This window comes from Candidatus Woesearchaeota archaeon (genome assembly GCA_003695435.1).
Classification (GTDB): Archaea; Nanobdellota; Nanobdellia; order Woesearchaeales; family UBA11576; genus J101.
Window position 1 is genome coordinate 1 of record RFJL01000058.1, and the last position, 16,602, is coordinate 16,602.

Sequence of the window (16,602 nt, forward strand, 5' to 3'; positions counted from 1 at the left end):
CATAGCCTTTTATACTCGACTTTTCTTCTTGCGTTTCATGCAAGAACGAGTCCAAAAAATAATAGCAAATGCAGGGTTTTGCAGTAGGCGAAAGGCTGAGGAGCTCATAGAACAAGGCAAAGTCAAAGTTAATGGAAAAAAAATAACCCTGGGAGATAAAGCAGATGCCTTCAAAGATACCATCACCGTTGATGGAAAGCGCATAAAATCCGAGCGTCACGAATACTACCTCTTCCACAAACCGGTACGTTGCCTCACCACACTCAGCGATCCGTCAAAAAAGAAAACAATCAAAGAATACCTCAAAGGTCATAACAGACTCAAACCAGTTGGTAGACTTGACTACATGACCGAAGGCGCACTCATCCTCACCAGCGACGGAACATTTGCAAACAGAGTAGCTCACCCACGCTACGAAATAAAAAAAACATACCGCGTCTACACTGACAAACCCGTAACAGAAGGGCAGATTAAAAAACTCAACACAGGACTCATCGTAGAAGGAAGAAAAGTACAAGCACACGCAAAAGCCCTCACCGCTCACAACAACATTCTTGACATCACCATCCACGAAGGAAGAAATCGCATCATTCGAAAAATGATGGAAATTCTAGGCGTAGGAATAAAACAACTTGTCCGCATCCAAATAGGACCTATCAAACTTGCAAACCTTCCCCCAGGAAAAATGAGAAAACTCACCAAAGAAGAAATCCAATACTTTCAAAAATAATATTTGCAATCCCTCTTCTGCCACGTCTTAGCTTCTCAAACGCGCCAAATAATCTTACTGAGTAGTAGCAAGATTAAAATACCATCAATACACGAAATCTAACATGAGCGAAAGAGGTGCACTAGGAATTATAGCCTGTCTTGCAGGAGAACCTCTCGCGCAGAAAATAAACCAAACCCTTCTTGACAAACTAGGATGGGCAGTACAAGACACAACATTTCTGCGAACCATAAATGAAACACATTTTCCTAACACGGAAGTAAAAGTAGAAATACAAGAATCCATACGAGGACAAGACATCTACGTCATACAAGACTGCGAAAATTCTTGTTGCGGGTGGGAGATTAAACCGCCAAATGAAGATGAAAGAGCATACTCGCGAAAAAAAGTAATTACTGACGTAAGCAAACAGCCCGCAGACCACTTCATCAAATTCAGCGTTGATGAGAACCTGCGCGCACTCACCACTGCAATCGATGCAGCAAAAAGAGCAGATGCAAACTACGTCACTGCAGTTCTTCCCGCATTTCCTTACGCAAGACAAGATAAAGCAATATCCAGAGAAGGAATCACCGCAGAAAAAGTAGCAAAAGAAATCATGAACAGCGGAGCGGACCGCGTCATCACCCTTGACATACACAACAGAGCAATAGCAGGGTTCTTTGGAAGCATACCTGTAGAAAACCTGTATGCATCACGCACACTCATAGATCACATTCGCACACTATCTCTAGATAATCTCGTTGTAGTAGCGCCTGATGCAGGAGGCATGCCACGCGCACAACACTACGCCCAACGTCTAGAAGTACCTCTTGCAAACATTTACAAACAAAGAGACTACTCATCAGCAAGCGTGGTAGAACAAATGCGCCTTAACGGAGACGTCAAAGACAAAAACGTCCTCATCATAGACGATATGATAGCAACAGGAGGAACCCTCATAAAAGCACTCCAAACACTAAAAGACAACGGAGCTCAAGACACCTACTTCGCATCATCCCTCCCCCTCTTAACTCCCCCCGCAATCAGACGCATAAGCGAAGCATACCAACAAGGACTGCTCAAAAAAGTAATCACCACCGATGCTGTTTACCACGCAGACCTTGCACAAAGAAAAGAATGGTTGGAAGAAGTAAGTATAGCACCATACATTGCAAAAGTCATCTACCATATCAATGCAAGAAGAAGCATATCTGAACTTCTAGAATAAACAAGAGAACTGCCTAAAATGAATGCAGATTTGTCTGACCCTTCTGTTGTATCTTAAAATCCTCAACAGTCAAAGGATCAACATCTACCCCAACTTGTGATTTGAGATCAACCGCAAGTTTCTTACCCACAAGTGAAGCAAGCTTAAGCGTATCAAAACTCTTAAGCGCACCAAGAGACTCACAACCAGCATCAAAAAGAGTACGTGCACGAACCCTTCCAACACCTCTAAGACGTAAAAGAGGCAAAAGCTCTTCCTTAACACCATGTTTAACACGCACACGAAGCTTAGCAAGAGGTGTCATCAACCGATGCAACTCTAACAATTTTGCAAGTTCATGCGCAGCGTAAAGTAACCAATCCGCACGATCAATCTTCGCGCGAATTTCTCCTGGACGAATCTTATACTTATCAAGAAGATAATCCTCTTGCATTTCATCACACCATTCTTTCAAAAACAACGCTGTTTTCACCGTTTGCATATACTCAAAATAATCATCACTATACACTGCAGGAGCCTTAAGAATAAGCTCATCCTCAACCCGTACATACTCTTCATCTAACACATCCCACTCATTTTTCCCAATTTTAAGATACGGTCGCATCTCAAGCGTTGAAGAGACCATGTGAAGATAACCAAGATCGCTCTCACAACCCTTACCTAAACACTCAACAAGATGATGAGCAGTCAAAGGATCAATGTACAACTGAGCAACACGTTCACCTAACCTCGTAGCACTCAACCTGCCACTTTGCAACTCGTTTGCAGCAACAAAATCCCTTTGGTTTTCCGTAGACTCAATAAAACCCCACTCCTCAAGCAACGTAATCATCTTATCAATAATCCACTTCAACTTTGCCATATCCTGAAATTGAAACGCCCAAAAACTCTTCGAAAAAAAATCATACAACTCCGTCTTAGTACGAACAAACCTCGTCGCAACAAGACTTAACACATAAAAACGAAGAACTGGCTCAACAGCAAGCTTAGAGTAGATCTCCTCAGGCTCACCACAAACATATTTTTCATAAATCGCCTCTTGCATAGCCTCATCACTTGCAATACAAATAGCTTCACCATACTCTTCCTTTCCAGGACGCCCAGCACGCCCAGCCATCTGCAAATACTCAAGAACTGGAATGTCCGACATTCCCCAAGAACCGCCTCCTCCAAACCGTTTAAGATCCTTAATAATCGCTCTAAAAGCAGGAAGATCAAGACCCGCAGCAAGCGTAGGAGTACAACAAATAATTCTAATCACTCCATCACGAAACTGATCCTCAATCAATTCACGCTGCTCAGAAACAAGACCTGCATGATGAAACACCACACCTCTTCGAGCACATTTTTCAAGACGCTTACACTGCTTCGTAGGAGAAGACAATACATGACCCAGTTTATGTGCAAGCTCATCAAGAGAAATGGAATCAATTGCTTTTGCAATGTCTTCTGCAGTTTTCTCAGCACTCGCCCGCGTATTTACAAAAATAAGAGCCTGCTTTCCTCTATCAATCGTATCAAGTGCAAGATTGATAATATCCGAAGCAGTACGCCTAGCAATTTTCATAGATTGCAAAAAGAAAAGCGAGTTTATAATGATTTAGGGATCCTAAGGATAATAGGGAGGGATTTCCTTTTGCTTGACGTAAGACGGTTCGCAAAGCCGAGAAAAAATTTCACGTCCCTGAGAAGTTGTGTGTAAAAACAATAAGACCTTTGTTTCTCCTAAATGCAACTCTTTTGAGACTCGTTTAAGCAAGTCATGTGGTTGCCAAGGGTAATACATTTTCTGAACTGAACTTCCTAGGGGAACTTCGCCAATGCGCATACCCTCAAGGCCATCTTCTGTTAAACTAATACGTGCATATTCTTCTCTATTATGTGCGTAGAAGGTAATGCCATGATCATCAAAGGCCATAGTTCCTTGGCAAAACAGTTTTTCCTGAACTCGTCGTATTACGTCGTAAAGTGTCATCGTCATCACAAGGCCTTATTTGAAATAAAAAAATGAGGCCGCCGTGATTTGAACACGGGACCACTCGATTATCAGTCGAGCACTATAATAGCCTCGCTAACCCATACGCACGTATGGGGAGTGCGTCCAGACTAAGCCACGGCCTCATAAGTGGCGCCTCCGACCAGACTTGAACTGGTGACCTTGCGGTTAACAGCCGCACGCTCCACCACTAAGCTACGGAGGCATTAAGTGGACTCTTCCAAAGAGCCATTTAAAAATATTGCGTTAAGAGCTGTAACTGGAGCGTGCAGTTATCTAAAAAAAGGTCACCAGTTCTAAAAATAAGACTTTGCGAGACTGATATTCACCTACTGATGTGTGGTCCCGTAAAAGAGCAGAACTGCTCATAAAATCTCACAAAGGACTCTTTTGGGTAGATTTTTAAAGAACGCCCCCTCCACAAGGGTCATGGAAGACAAACTGTTAGAAGTACTTCTCGAACAGGACGAAATTACCTGGCAGTCAATTCTCGTTAATCTCATCAAAACGGAAGAGATGGACCCTTGGGACGTCAACCTTAATGAACTTACATCAAAATTCATCAAAACCGTTGAGAGTCTAAAAAAAGCAGACCTTCGCGTCTCAGGAAAAGTCTTACTTGCAGCTGCAATCCTACTACGCATAAAGTCAACTAGGCTTGTTGGAGAGGATCTTGCAGCTTTTGATTCACTTATGGCAGGGGTTGACGAAGAAGAATTACTCTATACAGATGAAAGTGAATTTGAACAAGGCGAAGGTTCAGGCGCTGTTCGCATTAATTTAGATGGGGAAGAACTGCGCCTTATCCCAAAGACTCCTCAGCCACGCAAGAGAAAGGTTTCCATTTATGACCTTACAGAAGCATTATCTCAAGCACTCAACGTTACGCGAAGACGTGTGCGCAATAGGCTTTCTGGACCAGAGGTGAAAATCCCTGAGAAAAAAGTGGATATTACAGAGCTTATGGATGATGTTTACAGATTTGTCTATGAGCGGTTGTATGGAACTCAACGTTCCCTTAAATTCTCAGAAATCATCCCTTCAGAATCAAAAGAGGACAAAGTACTCACATTTATACCTCTTCTTCATTTGAGTAATGCGCGAAAGGTAGATCTTTTTCAGGAAGCTCCCTTTGCTGATTTCGATGTCAAGCTGTCTCAAACAACTACTGAGGGTACAGAAGATAAGGTGGATGATTTAGAAATCGATGCGTAGCTCAAACCCGTTTTTAAAAAAGCCCAATCTCTCATAAAGAGCATGAACGCGCTCTTCAGAAAACTTGCTTGCACAAACAAGTTTGTAACAATTATGTTCTTGCGCACCCTCAATAACTTTCCTCACAAGTGCACTGCCCACACCCTGTCCTCGAAATCGCTCTTCTACCCATACGTCTTCCATAAATCCAAAGGGTTCTTCATGCAACTCATTGCGTAGTACATACAAAAAGGCATGACCCATTTCATCAGATTCTGAGTGGGCCGAATATCGAATACCAAAACCCGCTACGTCTTTTTCAATTATTTCCATTGGGAAGGAAAGTGGGCCCGAAGGGATTTGAACCCCTGACCAATGGTATTCCTCGACCAACGCCATATAAGACCATCGCTCGAGCCAGGCTAAGCTACGGGCCCTTGAGATGGTGGAGTTACAATAACCTTTATAAACCCTGCTTATCGGAAAAGAGTTTATCTTAAAACTTTACTGAGCCCGTGGTCTAGCGGCTATGACAGTGCCCTTACACAGGGGATCGCTTTGAGTTCCCTGAAGAAAGGCATTGATCCCCGGTTCGAGTCCGGGCGGGCTCATCCACGCACCGGTGGTTGAATGGTACAATGGGGCCTTGCCAAGGCTTTGGTCCGGGTTCGATTCCCGGTCGGTGCATTGACCTCCCTTATCGAACCCTAACATTTCTTTCAACCACTTGATTTGTCTGAGCCCGCCCGGACTCTTCAGAAGGGATACATTCGGAAACTCGGCTTGAAAACTTTACACATTTTTTCGCAAAGAGTTTTTGAAGAGTTCTCTTATTCTTTCAATTCATGAAAAATTATGCTCTTGATGAGTTGTCCAATTCTTGCAGGGGAGAGCTTGCAGAAGTTCTTGCAAACCATGTTCTTTATTATACTCACAGGGTAAAGGGAAATAAGGGTTATCTTGAACGGGAGTTTCCTTTTGTTATTCCTCCTGTTATGATTGCGTTTCTCAAAGAGCATTGGACGCGTATTGATTTGTTTAAATTTCATGTTGATGTTGATTCTATGCGTTGCACACAGCTAGAACTATTTGAAGTAAAAGCAAGAAAGAAAACGTGGATTCGCCCTAAAAATCCTGTTTTGCAAGATACAATATCACGCGAAAAACCATTGATCTCTATCGCAAAGCGTGTGCGTTAGGTTTTCTCGTTACACTTGTGGGGGTGAGGTTTGGAAAGTCTTGGGATTTTTCCGTGCGAACAAGCCCTCTCTTTCATCACAAATTTAACATTGCAAACAATTTACCTCCAAAAGAAAATCTCAAGAATTCTAAAGGTGTCTAGGTAAAAAGTGGTAAGTGCCATAGTAGCAGTTCTAGACGGAGTATGGGGTGTGCGGTGTATTGTCCGAGTTTACCTTTGAAGATCTGTTGTGCTTTTGTTGTGCTTTTGTTGTACTTGTTTCTCCATTTTTTGGTTTAATCAAGAGCAGAGATCCTTTGATGATTGCAAGCCATCTGATACTGTGAGAATGGCAACCTCGCCTTGTTGATAATACCACTTATGTCTATCGTGATGAATCTGGTGGAGAAGAGTTTTGCAAGGGTGGTTGTTGTTGCTACAACCTCCGGGATGTGAGATGTGTGTTTGTGTGCTGGTGGTTGTAAGTGTTGGTATGGTTAAGCTTAAAAACAAAAGTACTTCTTTTTTTGTTATGAAACTTGCTTCATGGAATGTTAATGGCTTGCGTGCAGTTGAAAAGAAGGGGGAGCTTGAGAAGTTTATCAAAAAGCATAACCCTGATATTTTTCTTATTCAGGAAACAAAGTCTCAGGAAGATCAGGTAAAAAACATTATTGAGAAATATGATGATTATGATCAGTTTTATCAATCAGCTAAGAAGAAAGGATATTCGGGTGTTGCAATTTGGGTGAAGAGAGGTCTTGATCACGCACATCTTGTCAGAGGTGCAATTGATAATCGCGACGATGATGAGGGGCGAGTTATTCGTGTTGATGTGAAGGGTTATACTATTTTTTCAGTGTATTTTCCTAATGGTGGCAAGAGTGAGCAAGCATGGGAAGATAAACTGGTGTTTTATGAGGATTTTTTGAAAACTATTGATAAGCTTAGAGCGCGGGGGAAGAAAGTCATTTGGGCGGGTGATGTGAATTGCGCCCATGAGGAAATTGATATTGCGCGTCCAAAAGAGAATGAAGGGAAAATTGGCTTTCACCCTAAGGAGCGGGCATGGGTTTCAAAAGTTATTGAGCATGGTTGGATTGATGTGTTTAGAAAACTCTATCCGCAAAAGGTGGTGTATTCTTGGTGGCATTTGATTTCCAGGGCGCGAGAGCGCAACGTGGGATGGCGTATTGACTATTTTTTCACTGACGAAGAAGTCTTTAAACGTGTTAAAGACTGCTATTATGATACTGATCAGATGGGGAGTGATCATTGCCCAATTATTTTAGAATTAAGGTGATGTTTTTCAAGAGGTCTGTGTTTTGTTTGTATTTTGTTCGTACTTTGTTTGTGATTTGTTCGTGGTGGGTTTTCTCTAAGGGGTGTTCGTTAGGAGTATTCTTTTTTCTCACAAATATTTAAGAAGGCTTGGCTGTTTGTTTTCTGATGATGTCTCAGAAGATTTTACTCGCAGCAAAAACTTTTGAAGAAGCGCAACAATTACCTGGACTAGTTGATGGGTGTTTGGATAGGTTTATCAAAAGACTTACGTTTGAGATGCCTTTCAGGTATTCTCAAAAGGGAACCGGTCTTTTGCGGATATATGATCTTCCGGCAATTGGTGGTGTTTCTTGCTTTTATTCGCAAGCTCGTGATGGGTGGAGTGTTGATTTCGTAGAAGGCTCAAAATTTATGCAATGTCCTGTAAGTGCGTATCTTGACTTGCTAGGTTTTGATAATAGACGTCAAATATGTATTGATGTAAAGGAGCACTTGTTCAGATCATTAGATGAGCATATTATTAACAAACCAGGTGTGATTCTGACAACTCAGGAACCGTATTCAGTAAATGTTACCGATACGACGATCATTCATTAGCAGGAAGTACTTTTGTGGTTGAAAATTAACTTGGTGCTTCGGGAGTTTTTTTTGATGGGTCCTTGGCGATGGCAGGGTTTTACTTGCAATCATTGCAAATCCCTCTTATTTCGAGTTGGAAAGAAGTGATTTCTCCGGGAAGTGTTTTTTTCCCTTTTTTTGTACTTTTTAAGAAGTCTAAGTTATCAATGTCGAAGTGAATTACTTTCCCTGTATTCTCACAGATAAAGTGACAGTGACTTCTCTTCTCAACGCTGTAAATGGATTTTCCATCACACTGGTAGGTGTAGAGTTTTCCTTGCGCTACCTGTTCTTTGAGAAATCGATAAACTGTGGCGATGCCGAGGTTGGGTTCTTTTCGCTGTGCTTGTTCAAGTAGGTCTTCTGCACTGAAGAATCGTTTGAATTGTTGTGCTGTGTTTTTGAGTAGTTCTTTTTGTCTGGTTGATCGTGACTTCATTATTGATAATCGTTTTCAATAAGGTTTATAAAATCGCTGTTTCTCATCAGAGTATGGCAGTAACAGCAGAAATCATCTATATTTTTGTATCGGTTCTTGCAGTATCTTTACTTGCAATACTTGCAGCAATTCCTTTTCTGCTCAAGAAAGACGTGCCACATAGTTGGCTTATGGCACTACTCTCACTCTCGGTGGGAACTCTTCTAGGGGGGGTGTTCTTGCACTTTCTACCTGAGGCTTTTGAGCAAGGATTTCATGAAGAAGAAGCATTCATCCTAATCGCGGGGTTCCTTGTCTTCTTTATCATCGAAAAATTTGTGCATGGCCATCATCAACACAAAGTGAAGGGCCAGAAGCATGATTGTGGTCACCATCACGGTTATCATCTCGCCCCAATTAATCTTATAGGAGATGGTATTCATAATTTTCTTGACGGCTTGGTTATCGCGGGTGCATACTTGGTAAGCGTACCTTTGGGTATTGCTGCTACCATAAACGTAGCGCTTCATGAGTTGCCTCAAGAGTTTGCTGATATGGGCATTTTACTCTTTAGCGGTTTTTCAAAAAAGAAAGCGATTTTCTTCAATTTTCTCTCCGCAATTACTGCAATTGCGGGCGCAGGCGTGGGAATTGTGGTTGTGGGCGCAAGTGAATCTATTGCACATATGATCATACCTTTTGCTGCGGGATCCTTCTTGTACATTGCGTCAGCAAATCTTGTCCCTGAACTGCACCGTCATTGCGGGTTCAAAGAAACCGTGGTGCACATCATCGCAATCTTGGTGGGTGTGGGTTTAATGGTGCTCCTTGCAGGCGCACACTAATGTTGGGTTCTTGTTCTCTTTGTTTTTGCTCTTTGCAGAGCAGTCGTAAGGGGGTTATTGTTTTACGATCTTTTTTGCAATTGTTTTCATGAAGGTAAACATATTGCTAAAAGCGTTTGCTCGTGAAGGAACCATTGATGCATTCACTTGAGATTGTTGTAAGAACGACTCGAAAAGAGGATCGATATGTTCAAAATCTTCTTTGCTTAGGCCGTTACAACAGTTCAAAAGAATGGCAACAAAGCCTTGAGAAATTGCAGCTTTTGCAACACCTTGAAAGAAGAGTGTCCCTTCTTGCTCGCTGACGATAAAATAGGCGTCGCTAATGCAACCAGGAACTCGGTTTTCTGGGAGTTCAAATTGCTTAGGGAACTCTGGTGCGTCTTTTCCAAGTTCGATGAGTAGGTGCAGTTTATCTTCAGCACTAAGCTGTCTGAAAGTCTCTGCTAAATCCTCAAGATATTCTTGTACTTCTTTTAGTGACTTCATTGGTGATGCATTTCTTGGCACGCTTGGTTTGGGGTATTTACGTTGCTTTGTTTGCTTTGTTTTTTCTTCTTGTTTTAAAGTTGCGCTCTTTTTTTGATCGTGCTCTTTTTTGATTTTGGGTTGTTTATTCTTGTGATTTGTGTTTTGTGTTTTGTTCGTTTCCACAACTTTTTTAAAGCAATTAAAAATTTTCCCTGTAGGACTAACTGGGTTTTTAGTGCTCCTGTGGTGTAGTCCGGCCAATCATCTCGGATTTTCGATCCGAGGACTCGGGTTCAAATCCCGGCGGGAGCATTTTTCGTTTTTCTGTTTCTGTTTTTTTTCAAAAACTTCTTGCCCTGCCCTTCTTGATTTGAACCCTTCGTCCGGGAGGGTCTTGCACACAGCTGCTGTGCGGGGTGGTTGTTTTGTTCTGCCTTTCTTTTTGTTGTCTGTTGCTCGGCAGTGTTGCTGTCTGAACGTTTGGGTGTGTGAGTTGTGCGTTTACTCTTTGTTTGGGTTGTTGCAGACTATTGTTGCCTGTTGAAGCGAGTGGTTGTGATGGGGCGAAAAGAATCGAAAAAAGGAAACATTTAAATACTACTTAGTAGTATAAACCACTACGCAGTAGTTAAAAATACATGGAGTTTGAGATTTATGTTAAAAGCACTCAAAAAGTATGTAACTGGAGGTAAATCTCTTGCAGACAACTTAGCGGAATCAAATTCTGCAGTCTCGTATGATTCGTCATGCACGACAAATGCTCAATACGACTCTTTGCAGCAAGAAAGGGGAGTGCGGGAGGAGTTAGAAACTAGTGGGGCATGTACAAAAGGAAGTAGACTCGAACCTCTCGTACAAGAACAAAAGGACGCTAAAACAAAAAGAACTTCTCTTTATGAACATGATTCTTCACAATTTCCTTGGACGCCTCCAGGAAGGGTAGTTGCTCGGACAAGTCAAGAATTAGAACAAGTCTTGTTGAAAATAAGTGAAACTAGTGATGTTACTTATTTGTGTTCAACTGCTGCTGCCGAAAATTCGAGAACAGAAGGGCGCGCTGAGCTACAACAAGGAAACTTATCAGATTATTCAAGTGTTCTTGATTATATTTTTTCCACTTCTGAATTTGCAGATGCTTTTGCGCAAAGATATTTAGCCTTACAAAGAGGAATTGAGCTTGGTTATAAAGTTGTTCTCGACGAGTATTTGTTTTCATTGAACAGCATGCTCTTGGAACTTAAACTTATTGTGGCGTCCGAGGAGGATTGCCCTATTAAGAAGTATCTCTTGCCAGAACAAGTGCTTTTAGATTTCATTCATGCAAGTATGGCTGAAGATGAAGAATGGATGGAGCGCATTGCAACACTTGCAAGAGTGCCGCTACTCAAACCGCACAGAGCAGATCTCGAAAAAATTTTGAAAAATAGAATTCGCCACAGGGGTTGGGATGACTTGGAATCAAGAACTTCTGATGAGGCTGAAGTGTTTGGTCTATTACATCCAGAAATTGAGTTTGATAAACTGGTTGTGGGAGTGTTTGTGAATGAGGGCGGGGAGAAAGTAGAGCATAAAATACCTTATGTTCATCTTTCGCAGGAGCATAAACGCATAGTACAAAAAAAATTACTCAAAGATTTGGGTTATTTGCCAAAAAAAGACGAAGAAGACTCTGAGATGCCAAGGTAGTGTTTTTTGAATTGTGGCTTCCTGAGTTGTGTTGAAGGATGAGGGGGTGATTTTGGGAGTTATTTCTCGTGGCTCTGTTTCTTAACTGCTGTGCCAGAGCTCTCATCCCAAACCACATCTTTTATATATGACTTCTTTGGAATGGTGCTGTAGATGAAAAGAAGTTCACGACGTTGGAAGAAAAAAGGTCAAATGCGCTGGAAGTGGCAAAGAAAGCGCATGAAGAAGCAAAAGCGCAAGCGAGCTCAGAAATAGATTGTTTGCTAGGTTTCTGTGTCCTCGATTCTGTTTGTTCTCGATTCCGTTTTTTGTTTCGCTGTTATTTTTTCTTTGGTGTTTTTTTTGGTGTCTTGTTGTCTTGTTGGAGGCTCGTGTGGTGTGGTGGTGTGGCAGACATGGTAGTGTAACGCCTTTTCAGCCCTTCTAAAGCAAAGATTTATAAATGGCAAATTTTTTGAGTCATTTCACGCGAAATAGCGTATATCACCTCCTTACGAGCGTTGTTTTGCTCGAAACAAACGTGTATGCTCAATGAAGATCATTGGGCACGAAATAGGAGTGTTTGAGCACAATTGAAAGCTAATCAAAGCTAATTTCTTGTGAACGAACTGTTTCAGCAGATTTTGAGGCCATACTAGGATAAAAAACGAGAATTCCCGTTGATCCTGCGGGAGGTCGCTGCTATCAGGGTTCGATTTAGCCATGCAAGTCAGGGGGTCTTCGGACCACCGGCGAAATGCTCAGTAACACGTTGTTAATCTGCCCTTGGGTGGAGGATAAGCTCGGGAAACTGAGTCTAAAACTCCATAGGTGATCTACGCTGGAATGCATGATCACTCAAACGGAAGGCCTAAGGATGAGACAGCGGCGGATTAGGTTGTTGGCGGGGTAATGGCCCACCAAGCCGATGATCCGTAGGGGCCTTGAGAGAGGGAGCCCCGAGAAGGGAACTGAGATACTGTCCCTAGCCCTACGGGGTGCAGCAGGCGCGAAACCTTTACAATGCACGAAAGTGTGATAAGGGGACCCTGAGTGCTACAGTGTACGCTGTGGCTTTTGCCAAGAGTAAATATCTTGGAGAATAAGTGGTGGGTAAGACTGGTGCCAGCCGCCGCGGTAACACCAGCGCCACGAGTGGGGACCGTTTTTATTGGGCCTAAAGCGTCCGTAGCAGGTTGAGAAAGTCCCCTGTGAAATTGACCATCTCAAGTGGTCAGCGTGCAAGGGATACTACTCGACTAGGGACCGGGAGGAGTAAGAGGTATTGCTGGGGGAGCGGTAAAATGTTATAATCCCAGTAGGACCACCGATCGCGAAGGCATCTTACTAGAACGGATCCGACTGTGAGGGACGAAAGCCAGGGGAGCGAACCGGATTAGATACCCGAGTAGTCCTGGCCGTAAACGCTGTGAGTTAGATGTTGCATACGTTACGAGCGTGTGCAGTATCGTAGGGAAGCCGTTAAACTCACCGCCTGGGAAGTATGGTCGCAAGGCTGAAACTTAAAGGAATTGGCGGGGGAGCACTACAAGGGGTGCGGCGTGCGGTTTAATTTAACTCCACACAGAGAATCTCACCAGGAGCGACGGCAGGATGACGGTCAGTCTGAAGGGCTTACTTGACGAGCCGAGAGGTGGTGCATGGCCGACGTCAGCTCGTGCCGTAAGGTGTCCAGCTAAGTCTGGTAACGAGCGAGACCTGTGCCTACTATTGCCAGCAAGTCCTACGGGATGATTGGGCACATTGTAGGGACTGCCTTCGAAAGGAGGAGGAAGGTGCAGGCAACGTTAGGTCTGTATGCCCCGAATCTTCTGGGCTACACGCGCGCAACAATGGTTGGGACAATGGGCTGCTACTCCGAGAGGAGACGCTAATCCTCGAAACCCAATCGTAGTCTAGATTGTGGGTTGTAACTCACCCACATGACATCGGAATCCCTAGTAATCGGGTGTTATCAGCGCCCGGTGAATACGTCCCTGCTCCTTGCACACACCGCCCGTCAAACCACTCGAGCAGGGTTTAGGGGAGGCTCACCTTTTTTGGGTGATTCGAACCTAAGCTCAGTGAGAAGGGTTAAGTCGTCACAAGGTATCCGTAGGGGAACCTGCGGATGGATCACCTCCTTTTTTTCTTTATTTCTCATCGAGAAAAAGAAAAAATTTCAACAACACGTTTGTTAAAAGCTTTGATTGCTTTTGTTGCTTAAACACTCCTATTCATGGGCCTGTAGCTCAGTCTGGTAGAGCATCGCCCTTGCACAGACAAGCAAGATTCCTTCGTCTCAAGTGAGGCGGGGGCCTGGGGTTCAAATCCCCACGGGTCCACTTCGTTTCCCCTTTGGGGATTCAAACAACAAAGGGCATTAACCGTTCCCGATGGAGTCATCGGGGCCGGCGGAAGAGATATCTTTGCATATTTATGAGGCCAATCATAGGAGTAGAAAAGAAGCTATTAGGTGGATGGCTTGGCTCCATTCGCCGATGAAGGACGTAACAAGTGACGATATGCCCTGGCGAGCCACACGTAGGTGTTGAACCAGGGATTTCCGAATGCGACTTCGCGTTTAGATCCTTCGGGATAGGGAACGCAGGGAATTGAAACGTCTTAGTACCTGCAGGAAGAGAAATCAATTGAGATGCCGTGAGTAAGAGCGACCGAAAACGGTAGAGGGCAAACTGAATCTGCGCAGAAATGCGTTAGAGATGTGGTGTTGAGGACTACCTTTCGACCTTCGCTTGTCGACGAGAAATCTGTTGGAAAGCAGTTCCATAGAGGGTGATAGACCCGTATCGGAAGGCAAGAAAGGTTTGGTAGTATCCTGAGTAGTGTCTGTTGGATTTCAGGCATGAATGTGGGGGGCATCAACCTCCAACCCTAAATACGTATGGAGTCCGATAGCGTACGAGTACCGTGAGGGAAAGCTGAAAAGAACTCTTAACAGAGAGTGAAAAGAATCTGAAACCTAATAGCGATAGTGGGATGCTGCACTTCGGTGTTGCATCGTGCGTTTTGAATAATGTGCCAGGGAGTTTGTTGACATGGCAAGGGTAATTCCATAGAAGTACCCGTAGGGAAACCAACAGGTCCGCAGTTTACGAGGGACGTGGTGTGAAAGTGCCAGAAGTCATGTCAACCAGACCCGAAGCCGCTCGATCTAGCCCTGAGTAGGGTGAAGCCATGGTAAAACATGGTGGAGGCCCGCAGAGGTTCTACGGACAAGTGTTCTTATAACTTGGGGCTAGGGGTGAAAAGCCAATCGAGAGCGGTGATAGCTGGTTCCAACCGAAATTGGCCGTAGTCAAGCCTCGTCGGAGACAGACAATGTTGTAGAGCTACGGATTGGGGATTTAGGGGAAGAAATTCCTCGGTTCCTTGTCCAACTCCGAATGCTTTGTCGTCGTAGATGACGGGAGACGGCGGCTCGTCGTAAGGGTGAGTCGCGAGAGGGGAACAACCCAAACTTGAGTTAAGGTCCCAAAATGCTAACTAAGTGTTAAAGGGTGAAGGGTGTCGGTATTCATAGACAGCGAGGAGGTTGGCTTAGAAGCAGCCACCCTATAATAAGTGCGTAACAGCTTACTTGTCAAGAATATCGGCCCTGAAAATGGACGGGGCTAAGTTAGCTACCGATACTCAAGAACATCTCAAAGATGTATGGTAGGTTGGTGTACTGCTTGGGTAGAAGCGTGGGCGCGCGCCTGCGTGGACCGAGTAGTAATAAAAATCCTGGTGGTAGTAGGATCTAAGTGGAGTGAGAATCTCCATCGCTGAAAGGGCAAGGGTTCCTTGGCAATGCAGATCAGCCAAGGGTAAGCCGATCCTAACCGCGATCGTAATGTGATTAAGCGGGAAAGGGAAACCGGTTAAGATTCCGGTGCTACTTTTGTACATGTGGCAACACAAGCCATGTTTCTGACCGTTTGGGATAAGCGAGCGGGGGTTATCTACCTCGTTAATCAGAATAAGCCTTAGGAGTATCGTCATGATGAGAATAAGGTTAAATCTGAGAATAGCGGCTTTGTCGTCTCGCTGATTCCTAGATGCCGTGAAAAAGAAACATGGCGGATCAAAAGTAATCGTACCCAGAACCAACACAGGTGCCCCTAGGTGAGTAGCCTAAAGCGTGAGGGTGTAATCAGGTTAAGGGAATTCAGCAAACTAGCCCTGTAACTTCGGTTGAAGGGGTCCCTACACTCGTGTTCGTACGAGGGCGAGTGTAGGGCGCAGTGACTAGGATGGTCCGACTGTTTAACAAAAACATAACTTCCTGCTAGCCTGAGAAGGTGTGTACAGGAGGTGACGTCTGCCCAGTGCCCGTACTTCAAACTCCGGTTCAACGGAGCTAAGAGCGGGTAAACGGCGGGGGTAACTATAACTCTCTTAAGGTAGCGAAATGCCTTGCCGTTTGAATGACGGCCTGCATGAATGGCGTAACGAGATCGTCGCTGTCCCTAACCTGAGTCCCCCGAACACTCTTTTCCGGTGCAAAGGCCGGAGATTTCCAGTGGGAAGTGAAGACCCCGTGAAACTTTACTGTAGCTTGTAGTTGTGATGAAAAATGTGTTGTATAGGGTAAGTGGGAGTCGCTTATGCTTCGGACGCCAGTTCGTAGATAGACGCCAATGTAACACCACTCTTCACATTTTCCATCACTCACTCTAAATGAGGACATCTGCAGGTGGACAGTTTGGCTGGGGTGGCACACCGTTGAAAATGTATCAATGGTGCCCTAAGGTTGGCTCAACCGGGTCAGAAATCCGGTGTAGAGTGCAAGAGCAAAAGCCAGCCTGATTGGATTTTTAACAGTATAAAATCCAAAGACGAAAGTCTGGTCTAGCGAACTTCAATGGCTCCTTGGTGGGGCCTTGAAATGACCGAAAAGTTACTCCGGGGATAACAGAGTTGTCGCGCCCGAGAGCTCATATCGACGGCGCGGCTTGCTACATCGATGTCGGCTCTTCCTATCCTGG

At 44.1% G+C, this 16,602-nt stretch carries 13 protein-coding genes, 7 tRNA genes and 2 rRNA genes; 14 read left to right on the top strand and 8 right to left on the bottom strand.

Annotation, left to right across the window (positions count from 1 at the left end; genetic code table 11):
* Both D6774_04145 and D6774_04150 read left to right on the top strand, forming a co-directional pair.
* The coding region (locus D6774_04145; protein ID RME77512.1) for an rRNA pseudouridine synthase at positions 1–730 on the top strand (730 nt) is incomplete at its 5' end.
* 103 nt (positions 731–833) lie between these two features.
* A complete protein-coding gene (locus tag D6774_04150) occupies positions 834–1,940 on the top strand; it encodes a ribose-phosphate pyrophosphokinase (protein RME77513.1) in 1,107 nt (368 codons plus the stop codon).
* Positions 1,941–1,953: 13 nt separating this feature from the next.
* Here D6774_04150 and D6774_04155 read toward each other — a convergent pair whose 3' ends face one another.
* From D6774_04155 to D6774_04170, 4 genes are all read right to left on the bottom strand, one after another.
* Complete coding sequence (locus D6774_04155; protein RME77514.1) at positions 1,954–3,507, bottom strand: hypothetical protein; 1,554 nt, start codon at positions 3,505–3,507, stop codon at positions 1,954–1,956.
* A gap of 42 nt (positions 3,508–3,549) precedes the next feature.
* A complete protein-coding gene (locus tag D6774_04160; GenBank protein ID RME77515.1) occupies positions 3,550–3,915 on the bottom strand; it encodes a hypothetical protein in 366 nt (121 codons plus the stop codon).
* Positions 3,916–3,948: 33 nt separating this feature from the next.
* A tRNA-Ile gene (locus tag D6774_04165) sits at positions 3,949–4,026 on the bottom strand.
* 40 nt (positions 4,027–4,066) lie between these two features.
* Positions 4,067–4,141 (bottom strand) — tRNA-Asn (locus tag D6774_04170).
* Between the two features lie 224 nt (positions 4,142–4,365).
* Here D6774_04170 and D6774_04175 point away from each other — a divergent pair.
* Positions 4,366–5,151: a hypothetical protein gene (locus D6774_04175; protein ID RME77516.1), complete on the top strand. Its 786-nt coding sequence runs from the start codon at positions 4,366–4,368 to the stop codon at positions 5,149–5,151.
* Here D6774_04175 and D6774_04180 read toward each other — a convergent pair.
* Both D6774_04180 and D6774_04185 read right to left on the bottom strand, forming a co-directional pair.
* Positions 5,134–5,463, bottom strand: a complete 330-nt coding sequence (locus D6774_04180; GenBank protein ID RME77517.1) for a GNAT family N-acetyltransferase — start codon at positions 5,461–5,463, stop codon at positions 5,134–5,136. The genes D6774_04175 and D6774_04180 overlap by 18 nt on opposite strands.
* 12 nt (positions 5,464–5,475) lie before the next feature.
* Positions 5,476–5,567, bottom strand: a tRNA-Ile gene (locus D6774_04185).
* A gap of 72 nt (positions 5,568–5,639) precedes the next feature.
* Between D6774_04185 and D6774_04190 the strand changes: the two genes are divergently transcribed.
* The 5 genes from D6774_04190 (at position 5,640) to D6774_04210 (ending at position 8,191) form a co-directional block, all read left to right on the top strand.
* Positions 5,640–5,741 (top strand) — tRNA-Val (locus D6774_04190).
* Positions 5,742–5,746: 5 nt separating this feature from the next.
* Positions 5,747–5,817, top strand: a tRNA-Gly gene (locus D6774_04195).
* A 158-nt stretch (positions 5,818–5,975) separates the two neighbouring features.
* On the top strand, positions 5,976–6,329 hold the full coding sequence (locus D6774_04200; protein ID RME77518.1) for a hypothetical protein: 354 nt from the start codon (positions 5,976–5,978) through the stop codon (positions 6,327–6,329).
* A 513-nt stretch (positions 6,330–6,842) separates the two neighbouring features.
* A complete protein-coding gene (gene xth, locus D6774_04205) occupies positions 6,843–7,613 on the top strand; it encodes an exodeoxyribonuclease III (protein ID RME77519.1) in 771 nt (256 codons plus the stop codon).
* Between the two features lie 146 nt (positions 7,614–7,759).
* Positions 7,760–8,191, top strand: a complete 432-nt coding sequence (locus tag D6774_04210) for a hypothetical protein (protein ID RME77520.1) — start codon at positions 7,760–7,762, stop codon at positions 8,189–8,191.
* Positions 8,192–8,270: 79 nt separating this feature from the next.
* Here the strand turns inward: D6774_04210 and D6774_04215 are convergent, their stop codons facing one another.
* Positions 8,271–8,651, bottom strand: a complete 381-nt coding sequence (locus tag D6774_04215) for a transcriptional repressor (protein ID RME77521.1) — start codon at positions 8,649–8,651, stop codon at positions 8,271–8,273.
* A 53-nt stretch (positions 8,652–8,704) separates the two neighbouring features.
* Between D6774_04215 and D6774_04220 the strand changes: the two genes are divergently transcribed.
* The gene (locus D6774_04220; protein RME77522.1) at positions 8,705–9,475 is read left to right on the top strand and encodes a ZIP family metal transporter; all 771 of its coding nucleotides are present in this window, start codon (positions 8,705–8,707) and stop codon (positions 9,473–9,475) included.
* Positions 9,476–9,529: 54 nt separating this feature from the next.
* Here D6774_04220 and D6774_04225 read toward each other — a convergent pair whose 3' ends face one another.
* The gene (locus D6774_04225; protein ID RME77523.1) at positions 9,530–10,129 is read right to left on the bottom strand and encodes a SufE family protein; all 600 of its coding nucleotides are present in this window, start codon (positions 10,127–10,129) and stop codon (positions 9,530–9,532) included.
* 54 nt (positions 10,130–10,183) lie between these two features.
* Here D6774_04225 and D6774_04230 point away from each other — a divergent pair.
* The 5 genes from D6774_04230 to D6774_04250 form a co-directional block, all read left to right on the top strand.
* Positions 10,184–10,258: transfer RNA gene (locus D6774_04230), tRNA-Glu, on the top strand.
* Between the two features lie 342 nt (positions 10,259–10,600).
* Positions 10,601–11,632 carry a hypothetical protein gene (locus tag D6774_04235; GenBank protein ID RME77524.1) on the top strand — a complete coding sequence of 344 codons (1,032 nt, stop codon included), beginning with the start codon at positions 10,601–10,603 and terminating at the stop codon, positions 11,630–11,632.
* A 650-nt stretch (positions 11,633–12,282) separates the two neighbouring features.
* Positions 12,283–13,758 (top strand): 16S ribosomal RNA (locus tag D6774_04240).
* 94 nt (positions 13,759–13,852) lie between these two features.
* Positions 13,853–13,956, top strand: a tRNA-Ala gene (locus D6774_04245).
* 126 nt (positions 13,957–14,082) lie between these two features.
* A 23S ribosomal RNA gene (locus tag D6774_04250) occupies positions 14,083–16,602 on the top strand; the annotation flags it as partial.

Bases quoted from the DNA above. Each gene is read 5' to 3' on its own strand.
- D6774_04150 (RME77513.1), top strand. From the start codon at position 834: ATGAGCGAAAGAGGTGCACTAGGAATTATAGCCTGTCTTGCAGGAGAA.
- D6774_04155 (RME77514.1), bottom strand. From the start codon at position 3,507: ATGAAAATTGCTAGGCGTACTGCTTCGGATATTATCAATCTTGCACTT.
- D6774_04160 (RME77515.1), bottom strand. From the start codon at position 3,915: ATGACACTTTACGACGTAATACGACGAGTTCAGGAAAAACTGTTTTGC.
- D6774_04175 (RME77516.1), top strand. From the start codon at position 4,366: ATGGAAGACAAACTGTTAGAAGTACTTCTCGAACAGGACGAAATTACC.
- D6774_04180 (RME77517.1), bottom strand. From the start codon at position 5,463: ATGGAAATAATTGAAAAAGACGTAGCGGGTTTTGGTATTCGATATTCG.
- D6774_04200 (RME77518.1), top strand. From the start codon at position 5,976: ATGAAAAATTATGCTCTTGATGAGTTGTCCAATTCTTGCAGGGGAGAG.
- xth (RME77519.1), top strand. From the start codon at position 6,843: ATGAAACTTGCTTCATGGAATGTTAATGGCTTGCGTGCAGTTGAAAAG.
- D6774_04210 (RME77520.1), top strand. From the start codon at position 7,760: ATGATGTCTCAGAAGATTTTACTCGCAGCAAAAACTTTTGAAGAAGCG.
- D6774_04215 (RME77521.1), bottom strand. From the start codon at position 8,651: ATGAAGTCACGATCAACCAGACAAAAAGAACTACTCAAAAACACAGCA.
- D6774_04220 (RME77522.1), top strand. From the start codon at position 8,705: ATGGCAGTAACAGCAGAAATCATCTATATTTTTGTATCGGTTCTTGCA.
- D6774_04235 (RME77524.1), top strand. From the start codon at position 10,601: ATGTTAAAAGCACTCAAAAAGTATGTAACTGGAGGTAAATCTCTTGCA.